We start from the raw sequence: 23,530 nt of genomic DNA on the forward strand, positions 1-23,530 counted from the left end.
TCTTGAGGCCGGAGTACCGCGGAACGCCCGGTAACCACGGCTACGGCAGCCGGCGTGTCCCCACGCATCAGGAGTACCCGGCCGCCGGCCCGAGGTCTGGCAGGAGGGTGGCCAGGACCGACTCCTCCTCGATGCGGACTGCGTGTTCCGCGAGGGCGGATGTCAGGTCCGGGTCCCACGGGGACAACGCCGGCTTGCCCACCAGGGGTGGGGGAACGCGGTCTGCGGCGGCTACCGCCGCACGGTAGTCGGCGGCGGTGTAGCGCCACGGTCGCCACGGGATGTGCCGGAGCAGCGTCGTGGCGATGCGCAGGCCGCCCCAGTCGAAGTCGCCGTGGTAGCGGAAGGAGGCTCCGAGTCCGCGGAGACGGTCGAGGAGGGTGAGGGCGGCCGCTGACGGCTGGCCCTGGAGGCAGATCAAGGGGGAGGACCCCGCGCCGTGGGTGTCCGCCGCGGCCGAGAGGACCGCGGGGTTCTCGCAGATGTGGATCAGCGGGGGCGCGGTCCGCGGGGCGTGGTGGGCGAGTTGGCGGAGGGTGAGGACGCACGGCTCGCCGGCGTCGGCCATCCAGTCCAGGGCGGGGGTGCCGCGGAGGTTCAGGACGAGGACCGTGGAGGAGACGTCGTCGCGGAGCAGGCCGGCCGAGGCCCAGGCGGCCCGTCGCCAGGCGGCGCCCGTACCGTCCGGATGGCCGGTGAGGGCGCGGACGCCGGAGAGGGCGACCGTGGCCAGGGGGGTGCCGTCGTCGAGTGCGTGGGAGCTGCCCAGGGTGTCCGCGGCGAACACGGTCAGGGAGCGGGCGGGCTCGGCGGGCAGGTCCCGCAGTACGCGCGCCGCCTGGTCGAGCAGCGTGCGAGCAGCCGCGGGGGTGCCGGCGAGGCGTCGTACGAGGCCGTTGTCGCGCAGCCCGGCTGCCCAGTCGGCGAGGAGTGGTTCGTCCCGGGCGAGGAGGGTGAGGGGGGCGTAGGCCTCGGTCCATGCGTGTTCTTCGGTCCGGCGGGCGTCTGCGAGAGGGACGACCGGGCCGGTGAGCGCGGATGCGGCCGCCGTCAGGCCGTCGGGGCTGATCCCCGACCGGCGCAGTACGGCGTCCACGGCGTCGAGGCGTACGGTGAGCGACGCGCCGCCGCCCGGTGCCCGGCCGAGGAGTCGCTCGGCCGCCGCCCGTTGGGCCGGGGTGGGGGCGGCCAGGGAGACCGGGCCGGTCAGGGGCTGTCCTCGCTCCAGCCGGCGGCGAAGGCGGTCGACCAGCCAGGCCAGGTCCGCCGCGCCGAGGAGCCGGTGCAGGCGGGCTTCGTCGACCGCCGCCTGGTTCACACCCACAGCGTCTCCGGCTCGGCCCGGCGCACCGGGTCTTCGCGGCGGGTGCGGGCCGTACCGTCCCATTCCCAGCGGGTGACCAGGACGGCGGCCACCTCGTCGACGCGGGAGAGCTGGGCGATCGCGATGCCGGGGACCTGCGGATAGCAGGCCCACTCCCGCTCGCTGGTCATGACCACGTCCAAGTCGAAGGCGTGGAGGAGGCCGAGGCACTTGGCGCGCGAGTCGTCGTCGACCCCGGCGAACGCCTCGTCCAGGGTCACGAGCCGCGGCGCGTAGGGGCTGCCCGCGCTCGCGTAGTGCGAGGAGGCGGCGGCGAACAGCGGTACGGAGACGGCCAGCACGCGTTCGCCGCCCGAAGCCGGTCCGGTGGCCGGCACCCAGCGGCCGTGCTGCAGCCGTTCGACGGCGAACTCGTGCCAGGAGCGGTAGTCGAGGGCGGCGGTGAGGTGTTCCAGCCAGCTGCCGGCCACGTCCTCGGTCTGCTGGCGGGCGATCTGTGCCTGCAGGAACTCCCCGACCGCGGTCCGGTCCTCCGGGGTCCAGGCGTCGGCGGTCTGCAGCAGCCGGCCACGCGCCTGGGCCAGTCCCGCCGGGGCCTTGTGGGAGGCCCGCCACACCAGCCGCAGGGTCATCCCGGTGGAGGTCGGGCGTTCCTCCAGCTCGGCGTTCATGGCCAGTACCTTGCGCTCGGCGGCCCCGATGAGCTCCTGGAGCGTGCCCGCGACCTCGGTGATGAGGTGGGTTTCGAGGATCTCCCGTTCGTGCGCGGACAGGATGCGGGTGAGCTCCCCCGCTTCCACCGTGAGGGCTTCGACGAGTTCGGGTACGGCCCGCTCACGCCCCTGGTACACGATGTCGACGACCATCCCCTCCTCCACCATGCGGGCCGACGCGGTGTGGCCGTGCCGGGAGAGCGCGTCCTGGAGGGTCTTGAGCTCTTCGCTCAGCCGCCGCTGCACGCGCTCCCACGCGCCGTCCGAGTCATCGGTCGCGGCCAGCTCCGCTTCGAGGGAGCGGGCGAGCGCGATCGCCGGGGTCGCCGCCCACGGCTCCTCTCCCGCGGCCGGCACGGGCAGGTCGGGGAGGGCCACGTGGATCAGCCCGGTGGCCGTGAACCGCTGGAGTGCGGCCACGGCTTCGGCGCGTGCGGCAGCAGCGACGGTGATGTCCTTCTCCAGCTGTTCGATCCGGCCTTCGGACCGGCTGGCCCGCCGGTCCGCCTCCGTGTGGCGGTCCTGGACCAGCCGCTGGTCGGCCGCGCACCGGCGCAGGGCCTGCGCGGTGTCGGCGAGCCGCCGCTCCAGCTCGGCCACGGCCGCGCCCACCGTCGACCGCAGCGTCGCGAGCCGCTCGTCGTCGGCCGCCGCCTGCCGGGCCGCTTCCTCCGCCCGCAGGCCGAGTTCGGCGGTGCGCTCCGCTGCCCGTCCGGCCTCCTCGCGCTCCTCCCCCGCCTGACGGGACGCCTCCGTGCGCTCGCGCAGCGCGGGCCAGAGCTCGGCCAGGACCACGGCGAGCTCCCCGAGGGCCCGTCGTACGGCGGCCAGCCCCGGCCGGTCGGAGGGCAGCCCCAGATCGGCTGCGGCCTCGTGGAGTTCGGCGGCGGCCCGCTCGGCCCGCTCGCCGGCGGCCAGCACCTCGGCGGCTCGTGCCTCACGGCGAAGCCTGACCCGGCGTACGGTGTCGGCGGCAGCGACGGCGCCGGCGTGCGCCCGGGTCAGGGACGCCTCGTCCGGTACGGCGGCCAGCTCCGTGTCGAGTGCGAGGCGGCGCGCTGCCAGCACCTGCACCTGCTCGGCGACGGCAGCCGACTGCTCCTGAAGTCCGGAGATTTCGACGCGCAGGGCGGTGATGCGGATGCGCCGCGCGGCCTCCCGGGCGCCCTCTCCGATGAATTCGGCGGCGGGCTTGGCCCACCGGCCGATGAGGGCACCGACCCGGTAGCGGCCGTCGGGCGCGGCCCAGGTGTGCTCCGCAGCATCCTCCGCGGTGTCCCCGGCGGGCGCCCCGAGGCCGATCGCCCCGAGCAGCCGGGCCACCGTCTCCTCCCCTACGGAAACCGCCCGGGCATCGCCGCGGTCGACGGCCGGGCACAGCACGTCGGCGAGCGACGGACCGCCGGCCGGACCGCCGACCGGACCGCCGACCGGACCGCCGGTCAGGCCGCCGGTCGGGCCGGTCCGCGGGGCGAGGAGTACGTCGTGGCCGTCCGCGGCCAGGGCCGCACCGTCGGGGAGCACCCAGGCGTCCAGCAGCCCGGCCGCCTCCAGGGCCGCTTCGAGACCGGCCCGATCACGCTCCCCGACGTGCTCCCGGAAGTCCACCAGCCGCCACAGCGGAGCACCGGGCGTCCGCTCGCGCAGCCCCGGCGTCCGGGTGTACGGGGCCGCGGGCGCCCGTCGGCCGCCGGCCTCCAGCCCGGCGAGTTCGTGTTCCGCCTCCCGGGCCCGGGCGGCCAGGGCGGCCCGGCGCTGCGCCGCTTGCGCCGTCCCGTCGGCGAGTACCGCCGCGAGGGCGCTGTGGGCCTGCGCCGCGTACCGTCGTGCCGGGTAGGGGCCGTCCTGGTGGACGGCCCATTCCTGGAGCTCGTCCAGCAGTCCCGTCGGGTCGGGGTACGCCAGTTCCGCGCACCGGCCGGCGTGCTCGCGTACGGCGTCCACCAGCGCCAGGCCGGCCGCCGTCACGGCCGCGTCGGCGCCCTCCTGTGCCTCGGCGGCCTGGACCAGGTCGGCTTCCGCCTCGTCGAGCCGGAGCGCGGCGGTGCGGCGCTCGGCCGCCGTTTCCCCGGCCCGGCCGGCGAGTTCCTCCACGTGCGCGAGGGTGCGCAGTCGGCGATCGGTCGCCTCGGCCACGGCGGCGCGCAGCCCGGCCATCGGCACGCCCTCGGCTCCGGCCACGCCCTCGGCTCCGGTGCCGGTCTCAGCCCCGGCCCCGGTCTCGGCCTCGGCCTCGGGCAGGTCCAGCCTGGCCTCCCGGGCGACCTCCCCGGCCCGGCGGAGGGTGTCCCCGGTCCGTTGCCGGGCGGCCTGGAGGCGGTTCTCGGCCGCTCCGAGGCGGCCCAGGGCACGGGTGTGCAGCAGCGCCGCCTGATCCCGGTCGGCGTGGGCGCGGGCGCTGTCGTCCCGGGACCGCTCCACGGCCCGGGCCGCACGTTCCAGTTCCCGCGCGCTGCGCATCTCGGGGCCCTCGCGCAGGGCGGCCTCGGTGGCCTGCAACCGCACCTGCGTCTCGACGAGTTCGGCGATCCGCTCGGCGGCCGCCGCCCGCTCCTCCTCGGCGCCCGCCTTCTCGTCCTGTGCTCCGGCGAGGTCACGCAGCAGGTGCTCGTACTTCGAGTGCTCGGTGCGCGGGAGGCGTGCGCGGCGGCGGGAGGCGATGCGGGCATAGCGCCGGTAGTGGTCGAGGAAGGCGGCGCCCGCGCCTTCGGCCGCCCGGGCGGCCCGCAGCTCCTCCTTCTCCTCGTCCAGGGAGCGGAAGGCCTCGGCCACGTCCGCGATGACGGCCTGGTCCATGGGCGGGAGTGCTTCGGTGAGGGCGCGGGACAGGGCGGCCTCGTTGGGCCGCTTGGACAGCTGCGGCTGGCGCAGCTGGATCAGCAGGTCCACCAGGGCCCCGTAACGCTGCTCGCCGAGCCCGAACAGCGCCTCGTCGACGGCCCGGCGGTAGGCCTTGGCCTGGTCGTGGACCAGGCCGTGCCCCGATACGGCCTCGATGAGCCGGTCCCGTGACAGCACGGTGCCGGTGGCGTCGAGGAGGCTCAGGGATCCGGGTGAGCGGACCTCGGCCGGCCCGTGATCGATCCGCTGCGCCGTCACCGCCCACCAGTGGCGGGCGATGCCCCGCCCGCTGACGGCCTTGAGCCCGCAGACGAGCGTACGGAAGTGCTCCTCCCCGCTCACCTCGTCGCGGCGCCCGAACTCCACCCACGTGTAGCCGAGCCGTTCGGAGTGCGGGTGCTCGCCGCCGAGCAGCAGGTTCCACTCCATCCGCTTGCCCGCGTCCCCGTCCGGCTCGACCCGGCGGGCGCCGAGGTCCCCGTCGAGGAGGAAGGGGAGGGTCAGGGCGAGCACCTTCGACTTGCCGGTCCCGTTGTTCCCGCGCAGCAGGAGCCTGCCGTCACGGAAGTGGAACTCCTCCACGTCGTAGTGGAAGAGGTCGACGAGGCCCATCCGCAGGGGCTGCCAGCGGGAGCGCGCGGGGGCCGGGAGCACGGTACGGGGGATCAACGCGGTGACGCCTTTCGCTGCGCGGGCACCTCGGCGGTGCCCGCCGTACGGGGTGCGAGGACGACGGTCTCGCCGACGGCGTACCGGGCGAGGGCGGGGCGGGGCACGACGCCGTCGGAGGTGCGGGCGATCAGGCCGAGGGCTGCGAGCCGGACGACCGCCTGCTCCACCAGCTCTGCTTCGGCCCCCGCCTCGCGCGCCGACTTCGCCCAGAAGCCGCGGTGCTCGGCGGCCAGTTCGGCGACCCGGCGCCTCAGATCGGCCGTGCCGACCGGGCCGCCGCCGGCCGCCGTGAGGTATTCGGCGAGCAGGAGGGTGACATGGCCGTGGGTGCCCGATTCCGGCATGCGGACGTCGGTGAGGTCGTCGTCGGGGTCGACCATGGCGATGCCCTCGGCCCGGACCTCGGCGACCAGCCCCGTCAGTTCGGTGATGCGTGCGGTGAGGAAGCCCCGCTGACGGGTGAGGTAGGCGAGTTCGGCGTCGGTCAGCTCGTCGTAGTAGAGCACGGGGTCGTCCAGCAGCCGCCGGGTCAGCGACCTGCGCATGGCGCGGAAGCGCAGCTCATCACTGTCGAGGGCGGTCTCGGCGGTGAGCTCCGCGAGACGCTCCTCCCAGGCTGCGGCCAGGACCGTGGAGGGGCCGCGCCGGGTGGCGAGCAGCCCGGCCAGCACACGCCGTTCGACGTCGTACAGTGCGTCGCCGGCCCCGCTGACGTACGCGTCCTCGTCCCCGGCGACGCGCCGCAGCACTCCGAGGCTCAGGAGGAGCCGTACGACGGCGGCCAGGTCGAGCCGCTCGTCGCGGCGGTCCAGGGTGAACTGGATCCCCGCGGCGGCGAGCCGGGGGTCCGCGGCCTCCAGCACGACCTGGCCGGCGAGCCGGCCGAGGGCGATCTGCGCCTCGCCGCGTTCGAGGGCGGCGAGGGCGAGGCAGAGCAGGACGTACCGGCGGCGGGTGAAGGGGGCGGCGCTGCGGGTGGCCTCGCGGGCGGGATGGGTGGCGTCGGCGAGGCGGGCGGGGATCTTGCCCAGCCGGGCCGTCTCGGAGTCGACCTGGAGCGACCAGCCCGTGTTGCGGTCGAACCATGCGCGCAGTTCGGAGGCGTGCCGCCGGACCAGTCGGAACTCGTCGGCGAAGGAGCCCTGCGCGACCAGCAGCGGCTGCCGCAGCAGAGCGCGGGCCGCCTTGCGCAGTTCGGCGGCGTGCTGCCCGTCCAGTACTTCGGCGAGCGGGGTGGTCACCGTACGTCGCCCCCTTCCGTTCCGGCCGTTCCGGCGGTTCCGGCGGTTCCGGCGGTTCCGGCGGTTCCGGCGGTTCCGGCGGCGATATCGACGATCTCGATGGCGTGATCGGGGCCTCGGAAGGTTCCGTGCGGTGTACGGATCTCGGCCGTGGATCCGTCCGGCAGGGACCTGAGCCGGATCTCCATGGATCCGTCGCTGCTGGTGGCCGTGGTGTGGGTCATGCCGGGCCGCCAGGTGGCCAGTGCGTCGCCGAGGAGCTGGAGGAAGAGCCGGAAGCTGACCGGATCGAGTTCGCCGAGCCCGGACAGCCTGGTGCTGCCGCCGGCGGCGAGCCGGGCCCGCGCTGCGGCGGTTTCGGCGGCCTGTTTGGCGGCGGTCTCCGCGAGCAGCCGACGCGCCTCCTGCCGGTCCTCGACCTTGCGGGGCTTGCCGCGGCGCTCGTAACTGCCCGTACGGCGCAGCTGCGGGCTGATGCGCAGCGGCTCGGCGTCGGCCCAGGGCGTGGCTGCGGCTTCGGGACGCGCCCTGCGGGCGGCCAGCGTCTCCGCATCAACACTGAGGTGACGCGCGGGATACAGCCCGAAGGCGACACGCCACAGCCGGTGCCGGGCGTCGTCGTCGGGGGCCTCGGCGAACCAGCGGGCCAGCGTACGGAAGTCCGCGGAGCGGTCCGAGCGGCCGGCCCGGCGCTCGTTCAGCGCCCGAACGACCGCCAGCAGCTGCGGGATCGCGCCGAGGGCCCGTCCGCGCAGCAGCCGGGACTGCGACTCCCGGCCGTCGCGGCCGATGAACCAGGCCGCCAGCCCCGCCCACCGATCGGCCCACCGCCGGTGCGCGGCCTGCTCGGCGTACGCGGCTTCCTGCGGCGTCGCGTCGGCCGCCTCGCGGGCGGCGGCGGCCCGCAACAAGGGCTGGATGCGCCCGCCGTCCTCCAGTTCCAGGATCAGCCGGGCGATACGTGCGCCGAGGGTGATCAGGTCCTGGATGAACCGCTCCAGGTACTGGATGAGCTGGTCCTTGTAGGCGAGGAAGACCTCCTCCCCCACGTCATGAAGATCGATGGTCCGCTGGAGCGACCCCATGAAGGCCCGCGCGTTGTCGGCGAGCGCGGCGAAACGGCTGGCGAGCCCGTCGAGCGCGAGGTGCGTCTTGGCCGGATCGGGCTCCTCCTCGGCCGCCAGCACCAGCAGGACCCGCAGCTGCGTGACGATGTCGTGCAGCGCGACGGCCTGCAGCGCACCCCGCCGCCCGAGCGCCTCGTCGTACGCGGACAGTGCCTGCTCGGCGGCCTCCCCTTCCCTCGTCAGCTGGTAGACGAAACGCTTCCGATAGAAGTCCTCGACGGCCGTGACCCGCCCCGTGTCCGGATCGGCCCGCAGGTTCCCCCACGCCACCAGACTGTCAAGTGCCTTGACCACGGCATCGAGCTCTCCGGGCCGGATCCCGACAGGCAGCGCGGCCTGCACTTCCTCGGGCCTCAGATGCACGGCGTACCGCTCCTTGGCCACGAGGAACGCCCGCATCACCGCGCGGTACAACAGCACGTTCGGCGCGGTGAGGTGGGAGAACGGCCCGTACCCGCCGGGCTGCTCCGGGGGCTGCGGAGAAGTCGTGTCCATCACCACCCATTCTCCCGAGCCCCCACTCGTGATCGGCAGAGACGGAAAAACTTGACCGAATCCCATCGCTCTCGACCGCGCACACTCCCGGACCGGCGTCGCGACATCCCTCCACGCAGCAGACCTCCGAGACCGCCTTCACCTGGTCGTCTTCCTCGACGGCGGGGAGGCGAACCTCCCCGAACCGCCGGGCACCGGCGGAGCGCCGGCCTGCGTGAGGTGCGCGACGGCTGGGCCGAGGAGGCCGGCGCGAAGAGCTGGTGTCCGTTCGCACCCGCCGCTGCGCGGCGTTCTCGAACGCGGTGAGCAGGCGAGCGCACCAGCGGCCGAACGCAGAGACGGGGCCGTCTCCGCCCCACGACGTGGGAGAGACGGCCCCGCTCTGCGCGAAGCCCGACCGGCGCTGCTGTTACGGCTGGTAGATGTCCTTCCAGCCGCTCCAGTGGCCGTTGGCTGTGCGGGTGGTCTGGCTGATGGTGCCGTTGGCGATGGCGGTCAGCCGGAAGCCGTCCCCGACCGGAGTGCCCAGGAGCTTGCGGGTGTAGCCGGGGTTGCCCACGACCGCGGTGACGTCTCCCCATGCGGTCCAGCTGCCGTCGGCCCTGCGGGTGGTGTGGTGGATCCGGCCCCCGGAGGCCGCGGCGAGCTGGAACTCCGCGCCGGTGCCGGCGCCGGCAGAGGCCTCGATCGAGGTCAGTGGGCCGGCGACGGGCAGCGGGGCGAAGGGGTGCCAGTTCCCGGGAGCGATCTGGGCGGAGTGGTACGCCCGGCCCTCCGAGAGGATCGCCACGTGCGGCCGGCCGTTCACCGAGGCGAGGGTGATCTGGTCGATCTGCGCGGGGGTACCCGGGACGAGCCGCCAGGGGTCCCAGCGATCCGGGTAGCGGGTCGTCAGGTAGACCTTGCCGTCCGCAACCGCGGCGACGACCATGTTCCAGCCGTCCTGGGCGGCGGCCATCTGCGTCACCTTGGGCAGGCCGCCGCCGGCGGCGGCGGTGGCGTCACCCCAGGGCTGCCAGGCCGCGGGGGTGCGCACGGCGTGGTGGATCTTGCCGTCGGCCAGGGCCAGCACGTGGAGCTGGCTGTCGGCGCCAATGGTGGCGACCTGTTCGACGTTCGCGAGCTCGCCGGTTTCGGACGTGGTGTCCTGGACACTGCCTCCGGTGAACCCGTGCCAGACTCGCCCGCCGGCGACGGCGACCATGTGGCCGCCCTGGGTGGTGGTGGCGTCCGCCAGCGAGGTGGCCGTGTTGTTGTTGTCCCACTGGATGCCGCTGTTGAGCGTGGCGGTCGAGTCGTTGCCCGCCTTGTCGGTGGCGTAGGCCTTGATCTCGTAGCGGCCCTCACCCATCTTGGGCAGCAGTACCGAGGCCTGTCCGTGCCAGGCCTCCACCCGTCGTGTGGGCTGATCGGTGTTGATGCCGAACCGGTAGGTCTGGACGTGTTCCCCGCCCTCGACGCCCTCCGCGGTGAAGGTGGCGATGCCCTTTTCGGGATCAATGTCGATCTTCGGGGCGGGCGGTGCGGTCCGCTTCACGGTGAACCGGCCGCCGCCTTCCCAGCGGGACGCGCTCGTGCCGTCGTCGGCCTGGACCTCCCAGGCGTACGACTCGTCCCAGGGCAGCCACCCGTCGGGGATGCGGAAGTCGGCGAGACCACCACTGGGAACGTTGACGGTGGCCTCGTTGAACCAGCCGCCACGATCGACGTAGTGCACGCGGAACCGAGCGGTCACGTTTCCGCCGTCGGAGTCCGAGATCCGCGCGCGCAGGTGCACACCGTCGGCGAGGTTGGTCTTGCCGACGTAGCCGTGGGAGGTGGGCTGCGGAGTCATGTGCAGCTCGCCGGGGGTGTTCGGCGTCTGGTTGTACTCGATGGAGAGGGTGGCGCTGTTGAGGAACTTCTTCCAGCCGTAGGTGTCGGACTCGTTCTCCGCCTTCAGCCCCAGCGTGACGTCGGACCAGCCGGCCGCGGCCGCTTCCTTCATCTTGCCGGTGACGTCGAACTCCACGCCGCCTGCCGGGCAGTTGGGACCCCAGCCCTTGGCCGTGTTCACCGTGGCCAGGTGCTGGGCCCAGGCCGGCTGGTTCCGCCACGTGGTGCCGGAGTCGATCGCACCGGTGAACCAGAGCTGTACCGGTCGGGCCTGACAGGACCAGGACCATTCGAGCTGGGTGGAGAACGTGCCCCGGATGACGTTCTTGCCGGCGAGCCCGGCCGTGTCCATCCGGTAGAGCGACCGGGAAACCCCGTTGGACTCGTTCTCGTAGCCGACCCGGGCCAGTTCGTTCTTGTTCCAGTACGCGGTGTCCTGGTACTTCTTGTACACCCGGGTCCAGGCGATCCGGCCACCGCTCATCCACGGGTCGATGAAGACCGGGAAGACGGTGTCCTTGCCCTTGAGGATCTTCTGGTCCGGGACCACCTTCAGGGTGGTGCCGTCCACCTTGGTGGCCATCGGGGCCTGCTTCGCGTTCAGACCCGGCTCCCACGCCGTGGAGGCGCTGCCGTCCGGTACCGCGGGGGCGCCGACGCCCTGCGCGGCCGGGGCGCTCCGGGCCAGCGAGGCAACCTTCTGCTGTCCGGCGGTCGGCGTCGACTCCCACATGGTCGGGGTCGGTCCGCCGAAGACGATCTGCCCGGCCGCGTCCTTGGCCGTCAGGTTCCCGTGCCCGTCGGCGGCCACGGAGAGGTTCTTGGTCCGGAGACCGAAGCCGATCTCGGCGAGCTTCGGATTCACGGCCGCTTCGGCCGACTTGACCTCAAGGACCTGGGAGAAGCCCTCGATACCGGCGCGGACCTTCAGGTCCACTCCCGGGAGCACCTCGGGGTAGGTCGCCGTGTCTCCGCTGATGCGCGGCTTCGGCAGGGCTTGGGGCCAGGTCAGGGATATCTCTTTGTCCCCGTCGGCCAGGCTGACCAGGGGTCCCGTTCCGCCGCCGGACAGCGAGAGGGGAAGGAGTGAGGCCTTCGGCGTCAGAACGCCCTTGGCCGAGACCTGGAGTGAGGCATCGAGGTCAACCCACTTCCCATCCCTTTTGGTCCACTTGGGGCTGGTGTGGCGCTCCAGGGTGAAGGTGCCGGAAGGGTTCGCGAACGTGCGGGTGTCCTCCGTCCGCTTCTCCAGGATCTCCACCGGCCGCCCGTCGGCACGGGCGCTGTCCTGCGCTTTCTGCTCCGGTGTCAGATCCTTCGCGGCCGCTGCCGGCAGCGGGCCGGGGGCAGGGGCCGCGTGAGCGGGCGTCAGGCCGACGCACAGACCGGTGAGCGCGAGCGCAGCCAGGGCCTCCGGCCAAGGCCGTGGTCGTCGTGGGCTCCTCGTGGGAGGGGCGGAGTACATGGCGAAACCATCCAAGGGTGACGGCGATCGGAAGGGGCGACCGCCTCGTCGGCGGCACGCGGGAGGTTCGAGGTGCCGCATCCAAGCGGGTGGATGACCGGAGGCGAGCCGAAAAACCACACACACCCAGAACCTTACGGAACTAGATCATACTTATACTCAGCCTTGACTTCTCCTTGAGTTATCCGCCCTGGGGTTTACCCCCTCCCCGGACCTACGGGCAATTCGGAAGAGGCGCTTCCGATTCCGCTATGGACCACCTTGACGGATGCAAAACCTTGACAGGATTGATCGTTTACTGTGTGCGCGATAGGAGCGCTGATCGTCAACGCTCCTCATTCCGCATAGAGGAACTGCGTGAGTCCGTCACACATACGCCAGAGAACCGAGCCCCATTGGAGCTCCGACAACGTCTGGAACTGGCCGAAACACATTCGCCGTTCCGCACAGACCATTGCCGTCACCGTCACCTCCGCCCTGCTGCTCTCGGCCGGCGTGAGCACCGCGCAGGCTGCCGAGCGGTTCAAGCTCCGCGGCACGCAGACCGAGCCGGTACTCACCGGCGCCAAGGTCCCGGTGAAGTCCCCGCCGAAGAACGAAGCGGCGCAGAACGCCCAGAAGAAGGCTCCCAAGGTCACCTGGCCCAAGGGCGGCGAAGCGCTCGTGGAGCCCGGTTCCACCACGGCTGCACGCGCGAAGACCCCTTCTTCCGGCCGCAGTGACGTCGGCGGCCTTCCCGTCGGGATACGTTCCACGGAAGTCCCGTTCACTCGGGCGGGAGCGGCGGCTGCACCGGCGGCCCCGGCCAATGTGAAGGTATCGGTCAAGAACCAGGCCCACGCCGAGAAGGCCGGCATCAACGGTGTGCTGATGGCCGTGGAACCGGGCGCGGGCGCACCTTCGCCCGACAAGGTCGAACTCGCCCTCGACTACTCCGCATTCGCCGGAGCCTTCGGAGCGAATTTCGCCGGCCGCATGCGCATGGTGCAGTACCCGGCATGTGTGCTGACGACACCGGAGAAGGCCGAGTGTCAGACCGGCACTCCGGTCGACAGCGGAAATGACGTCAAGAACAAGACGCTGACCGCCCGTATCGCACTGAACGGCACCGGCACCGGCACCAAATCACCGCAGCAGCTGTCCGCGAAAAGTGCCGCCGCCGCGGCACCGATGGTCCTGGCCGCTGAAGGCGGCGCCTCCGGAACCGGTGGAGACTTCAAAGCGACGCCTCTCGCCCCTACGGCGAGCTGGCAGGCCGGAGGAGCCTCCGGTGACTTCAACTGGACCTATCCCATGTCCACCCCGGAGGCTCCCGGAGACCTCTCTCCCGAGCTCGGGCTGAACTACTCCGCGCAGAGCGTGGACGGCCGCATGGCCGCCAGCAACACCCAGCCCTCGCCAGTGGGCGACGGGTTCGAGCTCACCTCCGGCGGGTTCATCGAGCGCCGCTTCCAGCCGTGCTCGGACGTCCCCGGCTCCGGAGTGAACTACAAGGACGGCAAGGGCGACCTGTGCTTCGCCTCGGAGAACGCCATCCTCTCCCTCAACGGCTCGGGCACCGAGCTGGTCAGGGACGACGCCACCGGCACCTGGAAGGGCGTCAAGGACGACGGCTCCAGGATCGAGTACCTCACCGGTGCCACCAACGGTGACGCCGAAGGCGGCTATTTCCGCCTGACCACCGTCTCCGGCACGGTCTTCACCTTCGGCCTCAACCGGCCGGGCAACTGGAAGGCCGGCGACCAGGAGACCAACTCCGCCTTCACCGTCCCGCTGTACGGCAAGGACGGCGGGAAGCAGCGCGCCTGGCGCTACAACCTCGACCACGTCGCCGACGTGCAGGGGAACGCCATGGTGTACTACTACGCCAAGGAGACCAACCGCTACGGCGCGAACAAGAAGCTCCAGGGCGTCGAGTACACCCGCGGCGGCCACCTCACCCGCGTCGAGTACGGCCTGCGGACCGGCGCCGAATACGGCACCAAGGCCCCGGCCAAGGTCCTCGTCGAAACCGCCGAACGCTGCCTGCCCGGCGCGGACTGCTCGGACGCCAAGTTCACCAAGGAGAACGCCAAGAACTGGCCCGACGTTCCCGTCGACCAGTACTGCGCCCCCGGCAAGGAATGCAAGAACCAGCACGCCCCGACCTTCTGGACCCGCAAGCGGTTCTCCGCCATCACCACCCAGGTACTGACCCGGGGCGCGTACAAGGACGTCGACCGCTGGGACCTGACCCACTCCTTCCCCCAGACCGGTGACGGCACCAGCAACGGCCTGTGGCTGGCCTCGGTCAAGCACACCGGCAAGACCAACGGTGAACTCAGCACCCCTGAAATCACTTTCTCCGGCGTGCAGCTGGCCAACCGCGTCGACGGCCTGGAGGGCCTGCCGCCCTTCATCCGCTACCGCATCAATGCCATCAGCACCGAATCCGGTGGTCTGATCGGCGTCACCTACTCGGCTCCCGAGTGCAACCGCAACGGCACCCTGCCGGCTTCGGACGCCGACAACACCCTGCGCTGCTACCCGGTCAACTGGTCCGCTCCGGGCCAGCCCATCGGTCCCGACGGGCGTCCCAAGCCCTACAAGGACTACTTCCACAAGTACGTCGCCACCCAGATCGTCGAGAACGACCTCGTCGGCGGATCCCCCTCGACCGTCACCCGGTACGAATACTCCGGCGCCCCGGCCTGGGCCTACGACACCTCCGAGTTCCTCCGCGACACCGAGCGCACCTGGAACCAGTGGCGCGGCTACGGCAAGGTCATCACCCGGACCGGCGACGGCGCCGACCAGCGCACCCGCTCGGAGAACGTCTACTTCCGGGGCATGGACGGCGACCGCACCGCCTCGGGCGGCACGCGCAGCGTCAAGGTCGCCGACTCCGAGGGCAACCAGATCACCGACCACCTCTCCCAGGCCGGTGTCACCCGCGAGACCCTCACCTACAACGGCGACGGCGGCCCGCTGATCTCGGCGACCTCGTACGAGCCGGTCATCAGCGCGCCGACCGCGACCCGCAACCGCACCGGGACGACGCCACTCACCGCACAAAGGTTCAACAACGGCGCGCAGCGCACCCGCACCACCGTCGAGGGCGGAGGGCTCCGACGCACCGCGGTGGAGAAGACGTACGACGAGCACGGCCTGGTCACCAAGGTCAACGACCTCGGCGACACCTCCACCGGCAGCGACGACCGCTGTGTCCGTACCGAGTACGCCCGCAACGCCGGCAAGCACCTGCTGGATCTCGTCTCCCGCCAGGAGACGGTCTCCGTCGCCTGCGACGCCACCATCCAGCGGCCCGCGCACGTCATCTCCGACGAGCGCACGCACTACGACGGCAAGGGCTTCGGCGAGACTCCGGACCGGGGCGACGCCACGGCCGCGGAGGAGCTCGCCGAGTACGCCGGCGGGCAGCCGCGTTACGTGGTCACCGGTACGGAGAAGTTCGACCAGTACGGCCGCTCCGTCGAGGCAACGGACGCACGGGGGGCTACGTCCAAGACGGCGTATACCCCGGCCACGGGCGAGATGCCGCACCAAGTGGTCGTCACCAATCCGCTCGGCCACACCGAGACGGACATCATCGACCCGACGCGCGGTCTGACCCTGACCGAGATCGACGGTGACGGTCGCCGGGACGAGTCCGAGTACGACGCCCTCGGCCGCCTGACCAAGGGCTGGTCGGCCGGACGCAGCCGGGAGCAGAAGCCCGACGTCGAGATCTCGTACTTGACGCGGAAGGACGGCCCCTCCGCCGTCAGCACCCGGACCCGCCTCGCGGACGACTCTTACACCGTCACCCATGAGCTGTACGACGGTCTGTTGCGGCTGCGTCAGACCCAGGCCACGCGCGCCGACCTCAATCAGAACGACGAAGCCCGCTCAGGCCGGGTCGTCACCGAGGCGGTGTACGACTCCCGCGGCCTGCAGGTGAAGGAATCGGGCCCCTATCTGGAGAAGGGGAACCCGGCCACCGCTCTGGTCTCTGTCCCGGACAACCAGATCATCCGTCAGAACGGCTACCTCTACGACGGTGCCGGACGCAGGACCGCCGAGCTGTTCTACAGCCTCGGCACCGAGAAGTGGCGCACCACCACTACGTACGGCGGCGATCGTCAGCACGTCGTTCCGCCCGAGGGCGCGACGGTCACCACCACCATCAACGACGTCCGCGGCAATACGGTCGAACTGCGTCAGTACAAGGGACGGCAGGCCGACGGCGCGTTCGACGCAACACGCTACAGCTACGACCCCGGTGGTGAACTGACCCGGGTCGTCGACCCGGTGGGCAACACCTGGACGTACGAGTACGACCTGCGCGGCCGCAAGGTCAAGGAGCACGACCCCGACCGCGGCACGACCACCCACTCCTACGACGACGCCGACCATCCCGTCACCAGCACCGACGCTCGTGGCAAGAGCATCCACGTGACCTACGACGCGCTCGGTAGGCAGACGGAGCAGCGGGAGGACGGGCCGACCGGCCCGAAGCGCGCGGAGTGGACCTACGACACCCTCTCCAAAGGGCAGCTGACTTCGGCCAGCCGCTACACCGACGGGAAGCCGTACACCAGTTCCGTCCTGGGCTACGACAGCAGCGGTGCGCCGACCGGCACCAAGATCACCGTCCCGGAGGGGCTGGGCAAGCTCTCCGGGAGCTACGAGTCGAAGATCGACTACAACAGCGCCGGCCACCCCGCTTCGGTACACCTGCCTGCCGCAGGTGGACTCGCCGCGGAGAAAGTGGACTTCGGCTACAACGCCACGGGGCTGCCCAGCACCCTCAAGGGCGCGGCCGAGTACGTCAGCAGCAGCCGCTACACCCCCTTCGGCGAGCTCATGCAGTACATGCAGGGCGCCAAGGGCAAGCGCATGATCCACACCAAGCACCTGGACGACTCGACCCGCCGGGTCACCAAGTCGTTCGCGGACCGTGAGGTCGGTCCGTTCGAGCTGTCCGAGGTCGACTACACCTACGACCCCGCAGGCAACATCACGTCCCTCAGCGAGCTGCGGGAGAAGACGACCCGCGACACGCAGTGCTTCCGCTACGACCACCTGCGTCGCATGACCGAGGGCTGGACGGCGAAGGAGAGCTGCGCGAGTGGACCCTCCGCGGCCACCGTCGGCGGCGTGGCACCGTACTGGCACTCATACACCTTCGACCCGACGGGCAACCGCACCAGCGAGACCAAGCACGACGTCGGCAACGGCGAGACCCGCCGCACCTACGCCTACCCGGCGGCCCAGGGCAAGCAGCCGCACGCCCTGAGCGGCGTCGACGTCGTCGAACCCACCGGGACCCGCAAGGACTCGTACGCGTACGACGCCACCGGCAACACGACCGTCCGCAAGATCGGCAACTCCGAGCAGAAGCTGGAGTGGGATGCCGAGGGACAGCTCACCAAGGTCACCGAGGGCACCAAGGTCACCGAGTACGTCTACGACGCCGAGGGCAACCGCCTGCTGCGCAAGGACCCCTCGGGAACCACGCTCTACCTGGGCGGCACCGAGGTGGCCCTGGGCCCGGACGGCAACACGAAGGCCACCCGCAGCTACGCCTTCGGCGACTCGGCCGTCGCCGTGCGTTCCTCGGACGGAAAGGTCTCCTACCTGGCGGCCGACCACCACAACACCGCGACCATCGCGGTGGACGCCGCAGGGTCCATGACCGCCACCCGGCGGGACATGAGCCCCTACGGCGAGACGCGGGGCACCGCACCGCAGGCATGGCCGGACCAGAAGGGCTTCGTCGGTGGCACCATCGACGCCTCCACCGGTCTGACCCAGCTGGGTGTCCGCTCGTACGAGCCGGCCACCGGGCGGTTCCTGTCGGTGGACCCGTTGATCGACGTCGACGACCCGCAGCAGATGAACGGGTATGCCTACGCCAACAACAACCCGGTGTCCATCTCGGACCCCGACGGCAAGATCATCCCCATTCTGGTCGGCATAGCCGTTCGTATCGCGGCCCAGCGCATCGCCATGGAGATCGCCCGCCGCGCCGCGATCGAGGCCGCGAAGAGGGCAGCGGCCGAACTGGCGAAGCGCTTGGCGGCGGAGGCCGCCAAGAAGGCGGCCCAGGAAGCCGCGAAGAAGGCGGTGGAAGAAGCTGCGAAGAAGGCAGCGGCCGAGGCTGCGAAGAAGGCGGCCGCGGAAGCCGCCAAAAAGGCGGCCCAGGAAGCCGCCAAGAAGCAGGCACAAAAGCAGGCGGCCCAGCAGGCCGCGAAGAAGCAGGCCGCGAAGAAGCCTGCGGAGAAGGCCGCACCGAAGCAGAACGCCGCAGCGAAGAAGGAGCCCGCCCAGAAGCAGGCCGCCGCGCCGAAGAAGGCCGCGGAAGCAAAGAGGTCGGTGGACAACCCCTCTCCGAGCAAGAATTCGGAGTCCGGGTGCACCGGGGCTTCCGGGTGTTCTGTCCATCCGAACCAGCCGACCAAGATCGAGGGTTACACGACCCACGGCCTCCATCAAGCCATCGGCCGAAATGACGGCCGAGGCGTCAGTATCGCTAAGATGAAGGACGCGGTGGCCGACCCGAAGCGGGTGACGCACTCGGTTGACCATCGCGGCCTTGCATGGAAGTTCGAAGGCAAGGGGAACAAGAAGGCCACGGTGGTTCTCACCGCAGCCTCCAAGGTGATCACAGTATTCGGAAAGTCCCGTGGTATGAACATGGCCAAACGGTCCGCAAGGCCAAAGGACATGCACTAGCCGAAATCGGCCCCGGCAATGCCAGTACGCCGGGGCCGACTTCCCGTTCCGTTACGCAGCATCCAATGGCAGGAAGAATGAGCGAGCAGAACCGCACCGTCCCCGAGTGGTTTCGCGGAGGCACCAAGCTTTACCAGTGCCTGCTAAACCTCGTGGAGGGACATCCGGATGCGATGGAGACAGCCGTTTCCTCCACAGTTCCGAGCGAATCCGCAGCGGACACGATGTTGGACTTTCTGTCCGACGAGCTCACACGTACAGGTTTCACGGACGACTGGGCGGTGACGCCGCGCGGGCAGGAGATCGAGGACCTGATCGACGTGTTCAACGACATCGCACAGCCTGAATGACACTTCTGTCGACGTTTGACATACCCCTACTGCGGTGTGAAGTGCGGCAGTAGGGGTACAACCTGTGCTGCATCAGGCAACGTTCGCTCGTCCACAACCTCGCGAAAACGTTCGTCAGCGGCGTGCTTGTTCCGCCGGATGATGTAGCGGCGGAACCTGCTGCCCCGGGCCTTGCTGGTCTTCGGCAAAGCCGTAGGCGGCGCACGGCCCATTGTCGGTCGGGAGGGGGCTGGAGGTTGAGCGGCCGCGAACCCGTCCAGACAGAGGACGACTTCGGGCTCGCCGTCCTCGGGTATGACCTCGTCGTCGGCAATCGCGTAGAGATGCTCGATGCGGGCCTTCTTGGCTGGGTAGTCGGGGTCGCGGGAGGTCTTCCAGGTCGTCACGCGTTGAAACGACACGCCCTCCTCGCGGAGCAGGACCCGAAGGCCCTCGGGCGGCCGCCCTTGTATGTGGGGCAGAGCGAGGCGAAGCCGTCCGCGTTGAAGTTGTGGAACACGTCCCGGACCCGGTCCGTGCTGGTGAACGTCACCTCGGCAATCTTCGCCACGGGCATGCCTTGCACGGACAACAGCACCGTCTGGGCTCGGCGCCAGGTCGCCAGCGAGCCTGTGCACCTGCGAATGATCCGCAGAAGCCGCCATCCCTCACTGTCATCGATCTCGCGGACCCGCACTCGCCCTGCCATGGGCCGACAGCCTGGCGGCAAGCAGCGGGCAAGAACAGGATCCTGGCGGTGCGTCACTCGGCGCGGCGGCGCCGCAGCTCCTCGAGCCACCCGCATACCTGCTCATCGTCGTGCAGGTATGGCTCCTCAGGGCCCGGCTTCAGATCGATTCCGTAGAGGAGGCCCAGAGCCCACCACGACAGATCGTCCCATCCCAGTCCGTCATCGTTGTACCAACGTCCGGCCCACCGGTCAGCCGCATCACGGCTCACGCGCCCCTCAACGACATCAGCGAACCACGCCTCGATCTCGTCCAGATCCGGCTGGTCACCACCACTCATGGGCGCACCACATCCAGGACAGGGCGAACGTTGCCTGATACGGCACTGCGCCGAGAGGCGGCTTTCCGCTAATGGCGACCATCCATCAGTAGATCCGTCAGACGTGCGTCACGTGCGTCAGATCAGCGTGACGATATCGCCCGTATCGCCCACGCCACACATCATGCACACTACCCTAAGCCGCAGGTCAGGCACCCTTTGCGATAGGTTCGAGGATCGCCACGCACTCCACGTGGTGGGTCATCGGGAAGAGGTCGAAGACGCGGAGGGTGCGGGGCTTGTAGCCCGCCTCCGCGAAGTAGGCCAGGTCGCGGGCCAGGGCTGCCGGGTCGCAGGCCACGTACGCGATGCGGCGGGCCGAGAGGGACGCCACGTGGCGGACCGTCTGCTTGCCGGCGCCGGCGCGGGGCGGGTCCAGGACGACCAGGTCGCACTCCGTGATGCCGGTGCGGGGGAGGGCGGATTCGACCTTGCCCTGTTCGATGCGGACGCGGGAGAACTCGGCCAGGTTGTGCCGGGCGTCCTCCACCGCGCGCTTGCCGGACTCGATGCCGAGGACGGCGCCGGTCTCGCCCAGGCGTTCGGCGAGGGCTCCCGCGAAGATGCCGACGCCGCAGTACAGGTCGAGGGCCATGTCGCCCTTGCGCGGCATCAGGCCCTGCATGACGGCGCGGACCAGGGTGTCGGCGGCCTGCGGGTGAACCTGCCAGAAGCCGCCCATGCCGACGCGGTAGGTGCGGCCGTCGGAGCGTTCGCGGACGAAGGGGCGGCCGTGGACGCGGTGCGTCGAGCCGTCCTTCTCCTCCACCCGGAGGACGGAGACCGGCTTGTCGAGCTCCACCAGGGGGAGGCGGCCGCCGGGGCGGGGGGTGAGGACGACCTGGCGGTCCTGGGAGCCGGTCGCGGCGATGGCCTCGACCGTCGCCATCTGCGGCCACTCGCGCTTCTCGATGCCGAGTTCCGTGACACCCGGCGCGGCGATCATGCAGTGGTCGACGGGCTCGATGTCGTGCGAGCGGTGCTTGCGCAGGCCCGGGCGGCCCTCGGCGTCCACGGCGTACTGGACGCGGGTCCGCCACTGCGGGACCTGGCCGGCCGGCAGCTTGTCGCCCTCGGCCGGGGCCACCGTGCCGTCCCAGCCGGCCTCCTCCGGGGTGAGCCCGGCGAGGCGGCGCAGCTGCTCGGCGACGACCTCGCCCTTGAGGCGGCGCTGGGCGCCGGGCTTGGCGTGCTGCCAGTCGCAGCCGCCGCACTTGCCGGGGCCGGCGTACGGGCACGGGGCCTCGACGCGGTCCTTGGACGCCGAGAGGATGGTGATCGCGTCGGCGCGGAGGAAGCGGGAGTCGCTCTCGCCCTCGGTGACCTTGGCGACGACCTTCTCGCCGGGCAGGGTGTGGCGGACGAACAGGACGCGGCCGTCGTCGGTCCGGGCGATGCAGTGCCCGCCGTGCGCGACGGGGCCGACCTCGACCTCGTACTCCTCCCCGACCAGTGACTGCTTCTCGTTCTGCTGGGTCATGGCGGGGGGTGCTCCAGGGTTCGGGTCGGGCGTGAACGAACGGCCGGACGGCCGACCCACCAGTCTACGTGGATCCCGTCCGGCCGTTCGCCACGCCGGCTGCCGCTGCTGCTCGTACGGCTACTGCTTCGCCGCGGTCTTCGCCGGGCGCGGCGTGTCCACCGGTCCGCGGCGCACCGAGCCCGGGGCGTTCCACTCCTGCCGCTTCCTCGCCCGCTTCTTCGCGAGCTCCGAGGACTGCAGCTGGTAGGGGACGGACGTGACCATGACGCCCGGGGTGAACAGCAGGCGGCCCTTGAGCCGGAGCGCGCTCTGGTTGTGCAGCAGGTGCTCGTACCAGCGGCCGACGACGTACTCGGGGATGTACACGCTGACGGCGTCGCGCGGGTTCTCGCTGCGCAGGCCCTTCACGTACTCGACGACCGGGCGGGTGATCTCGCGGTACGGGGAGTCGAGGATCTTGAGCGGGACGTTGATCCCGCGTCGCTCCCACTCGGCCCGCAGGGCCTTGGTCTCGGCCGGGTCGACGCTGATGCTGAGCGCCTCCAGGGTGTCGGAGCGGGTCAGCTTGGCGAAGGCCAGGGCGCGCAGCGTGGGCTTGTGGACCTTGGAGACCAGGACGATCGAGTGGACGCGGGACGGGCGGACGCTGTCGTCGCTCGGCCCCTCGGCGGCGGCGATCTCCTCGGAGACCCGGTCGTAGTGCTTCCGGATCGCGGTCATCGTGCCGTAGAAGATCAGCATGCCGAGCAGGGCGACCCACGCGCCGTGCGTGAACTTGGTGGCGAGGACGACGACCAGGACCAGGCCGGTGAAGATCGCGCCGAAGGTGTTGATCGCGCGGGAGCGGATCATCCGGTTGCGCGCGGACTTGTCGCGCTCGGTCTTCAGGTGCCGGTTCCAGTGCCGGACCATGCCGATCTGGCTCAGCGTGAAGGAGACGAACACGCCGACGATGTAGAGCTGGATCAGCTTGGTGGAGTCGGCGTCGTAGATCCACACCAGCAGCATGGCGGCGCCGGCCAGCAGCACGATGCCGTTGGAGAAGGCGAGCCGGTCACCGCGGGTGTGCAGCTGGCGCGGCAGGTAGCGGTCCTGGGCGAGGATCGAGCCGAGCAGCGGGAAGCCGTTGTACGCGGTGTTGGCGGCCAGGAACAGCACGAGCGCGGTGGCGGTCGCCAGGATGATGAAGGCGATGCTGCCGTTGCCGAAGACGGCCTCGGCCACCTGGGAGATCACCGGGTTCTGCACGAAGTCGGGGCCGACGGGGACGCCGTTGTCGAGCAGGTTGGTGGCGGGCGTCTCGGCCATCCGCACGTCGGTGGCCATGGCCAGGCCGATGATCCCGCAGAACATGGTGACCGCGAGGAGGCCCATGAGGGCGAGCGTCGAAGCGGCGTTCTTGCTCTTGGGCTTGCGGAAGGCGGGGACGCCGTTGCTGATCGCCTCGACGCCGGTCAGGGCGGCACAGCCGGAGGAGAAGGCCCGCAGGAGCAGGAAGAGCAGCGCGAATCCGGCGAGTCCCTGGTGCTCGGGCTTGATTTCGAGGTTGGCGGTGGGCGCCTGCATGGTGTCGCCGAGGACGAGGCCGCGCCAGGCACCCCAGATGATCATTGCGAAGACGGCGCCGACGAACACGTACGTCGGGATCGCGAAGAGCTTCCCGGATTCCTTCACACCGCGGAGATTCATCAGTGTGAGCAGGAGAATCATGACGATCGCCGAGAGCACCTTGTGCTCGATGACGAAATCCACGGCGGAGCCGAGATTCTCCACTCCGGAGGAGATCGACACGGCCACGGTCAGTACGTAGTCGACGAGCAGGGCGCTCGCGACGGTGAGGCCGGCCTTGGGGCCGAGATTGGTGTTGGCGACCTCGTAGTCGCCGCCGCCGCTGGGGTAGGCGTGGACGTTCTGGCGGTACGAGGCGACCACGGTGAACATCAGCACGACGACCGCGGCGGCGATCCAGGGGCTGAAGTGGTACGCCGACACACCCGCGATGGACAGAACGAGCAGGACCTCACCGGGGGCGTATGCCACCGAGGAGAGCGGGTCGGACGCGAACACGGGGAGGGCGATCCGCTTCGGGAGGAGTGTTTCTCCGAGGCGGTCGCGGTGCAGCGCCCGGCCGATCAGGATCCGTTTGGGCAGGTCGGTCAGTTTGGACACGGAGAGGATCG

10 protein-coding genes and 1 pseudogene are annotated in these 23,530 nt (G+C 70.8%); 2 read left to right on the forward strand and 9 right to left on the reverse strand.

Translation table 11 applies throughout. The annotated features are described in order from the left end of the window. Window positions 1-67: 67 nt before the first annotated feature. The 5 genes from ACIQUT_RS20865 to ACIQUT_RS20885 form a co-directional block, all read right to left on the reverse strand. Window positions 68-1,324, reverse strand: a complete 1,257-nt coding sequence (locus tag ACIQUT_RS20865; RefSeq protein WP_403564502.1) for a TIGR02679 family protein — start codon at window positions 1,322-1,324, stop codon at window positions 68-70. Then, the gene (locus ACIQUT_RS20870; protein WP_403564503.1) at window positions 1,315-5,547 is read right to left on the reverse strand and encodes a TIGR02680 family protein; all 4,233 of its coding nucleotides are present in this window, start codon (window positions 5,545-5,547) and stop codon (window positions 1,315-1,317) included. Before ACIQUT_RS20870 ends, ACIQUT_RS20865 begins: the two co-directional genes overlap by 10 nt. Continuing rightward, on the reverse strand, window positions 5,544-6,791 hold the full coding sequence (locus ACIQUT_RS20875; protein WP_403564505.1) for a TIGR02678 family protein: 1,248 nt from the start codon (window positions 6,789-6,791) through the stop codon (window positions 5,544-5,546). The genes ACIQUT_RS20870 and ACIQUT_RS20875 overlap by 4 nt, the downstream gene beginning before the upstream one ends. Then, complete coding sequence (locus tag ACIQUT_RS20880; RefSeq protein WP_403564506.1) at window positions 6,788-8,413, reverse strand: TIGR02677 family protein; 1,626 nt, start codon at window positions 8,411-8,413, stop codon at window positions 6,788-6,790. The genes ACIQUT_RS20875 and ACIQUT_RS20880 overlap by 4 nt, the downstream gene beginning before the upstream one ends. A 409-nt stretch (window positions 8,414-8,822) precedes the next feature. Beyond that, entirely contained in the window at window positions 8,823-11,549 is a 2,727-nt protein-coding gene (locus tag ACIQUT_RS20885) for a DNRLRE domain-containing protein (RefSeq protein WP_403564507.1), read from the reverse strand. A 699-nt stretch (window positions 11,550-12,248) separates the two neighbouring features. On the opposite strand from ACIQUT_RS20885, the gene ACIQUT_RS20890 reads away from it, so the two are divergent. Beyond that, entirely contained in the window at window positions 12,249-18,470 is a 6,222-nt protein-coding gene (locus tag ACIQUT_RS20890) for an RHS repeat domain-containing protein (RefSeq protein ID WP_403564509.1), read from the forward strand. Between the two features lie 77 nt (window positions 18,471-18,547). Next, window positions 18,548-18,820: a hypothetical protein gene (locus ACIQUT_RS20895; protein WP_403564511.1), complete on the forward strand. Its 273-nt coding sequence runs from the start codon at window positions 18,548-18,550 to the stop codon at window positions 18,818-18,820. Window positions 18,821-19,019: 199 nt separating this feature from the next. On the opposite strand, the pseudogene ACIQUT_RS20900 reads toward ACIQUT_RS20895, so the two are convergent. From ACIQUT_RS20900 to ACIQUT_RS20915, 4 genes and pseudogenes are all read right to left on the reverse strand, one after another. Next, window positions 19,020-19,508 (reverse strand): annotated as a pseudogene (locus ACIQUT_RS20900) (helix-turn-helix domain-containing protein); the annotation flags it as partial. A 53-nt stretch (window positions 19,509-19,561) separates the two neighbouring features. Further along, entirely contained in the window at window positions 19,562-19,828 is a 267-nt protein-coding gene (locus ACIQUT_RS20905; RefSeq protein WP_403564513.1) for a hypothetical protein, read from the reverse strand. A gap of 187 nt (window positions 19,829-20,015) precedes the next feature. Continuing rightward, window positions 20,016-21,347 (reverse strand): class I SAM-dependent RNA methyltransferase, encoded by a 1,332-nt coding sequence (locus tag ACIQUT_RS20910; RefSeq protein WP_403564515.1) that lies wholly within the window; start codon window positions 21,345-21,347, stop codon window positions 20,016-20,018. 120 nt (window positions 21,348-21,467) lie between these two features. Continuing rightward, window positions 21,468-23,519: an APC family permease gene (locus ACIQUT_RS20915; RefSeq protein ID WP_403564516.1), complete on the reverse strand. Its 2,052-nt coding sequence runs from the start codon at window positions 23,517-23,519 to the stop codon at window positions 21,468-21,470. Window positions 23,520-23,530 lie beyond the last annotated feature (11 nt).

Source organism: Streptomyces sp. NPDC090445, assembly GCF_044769385.1.
GTDB lineage: Bacteria > Actinomycetota > Actinomycetes > Streptomycetales > Streptomycetaceae > Streptomyces.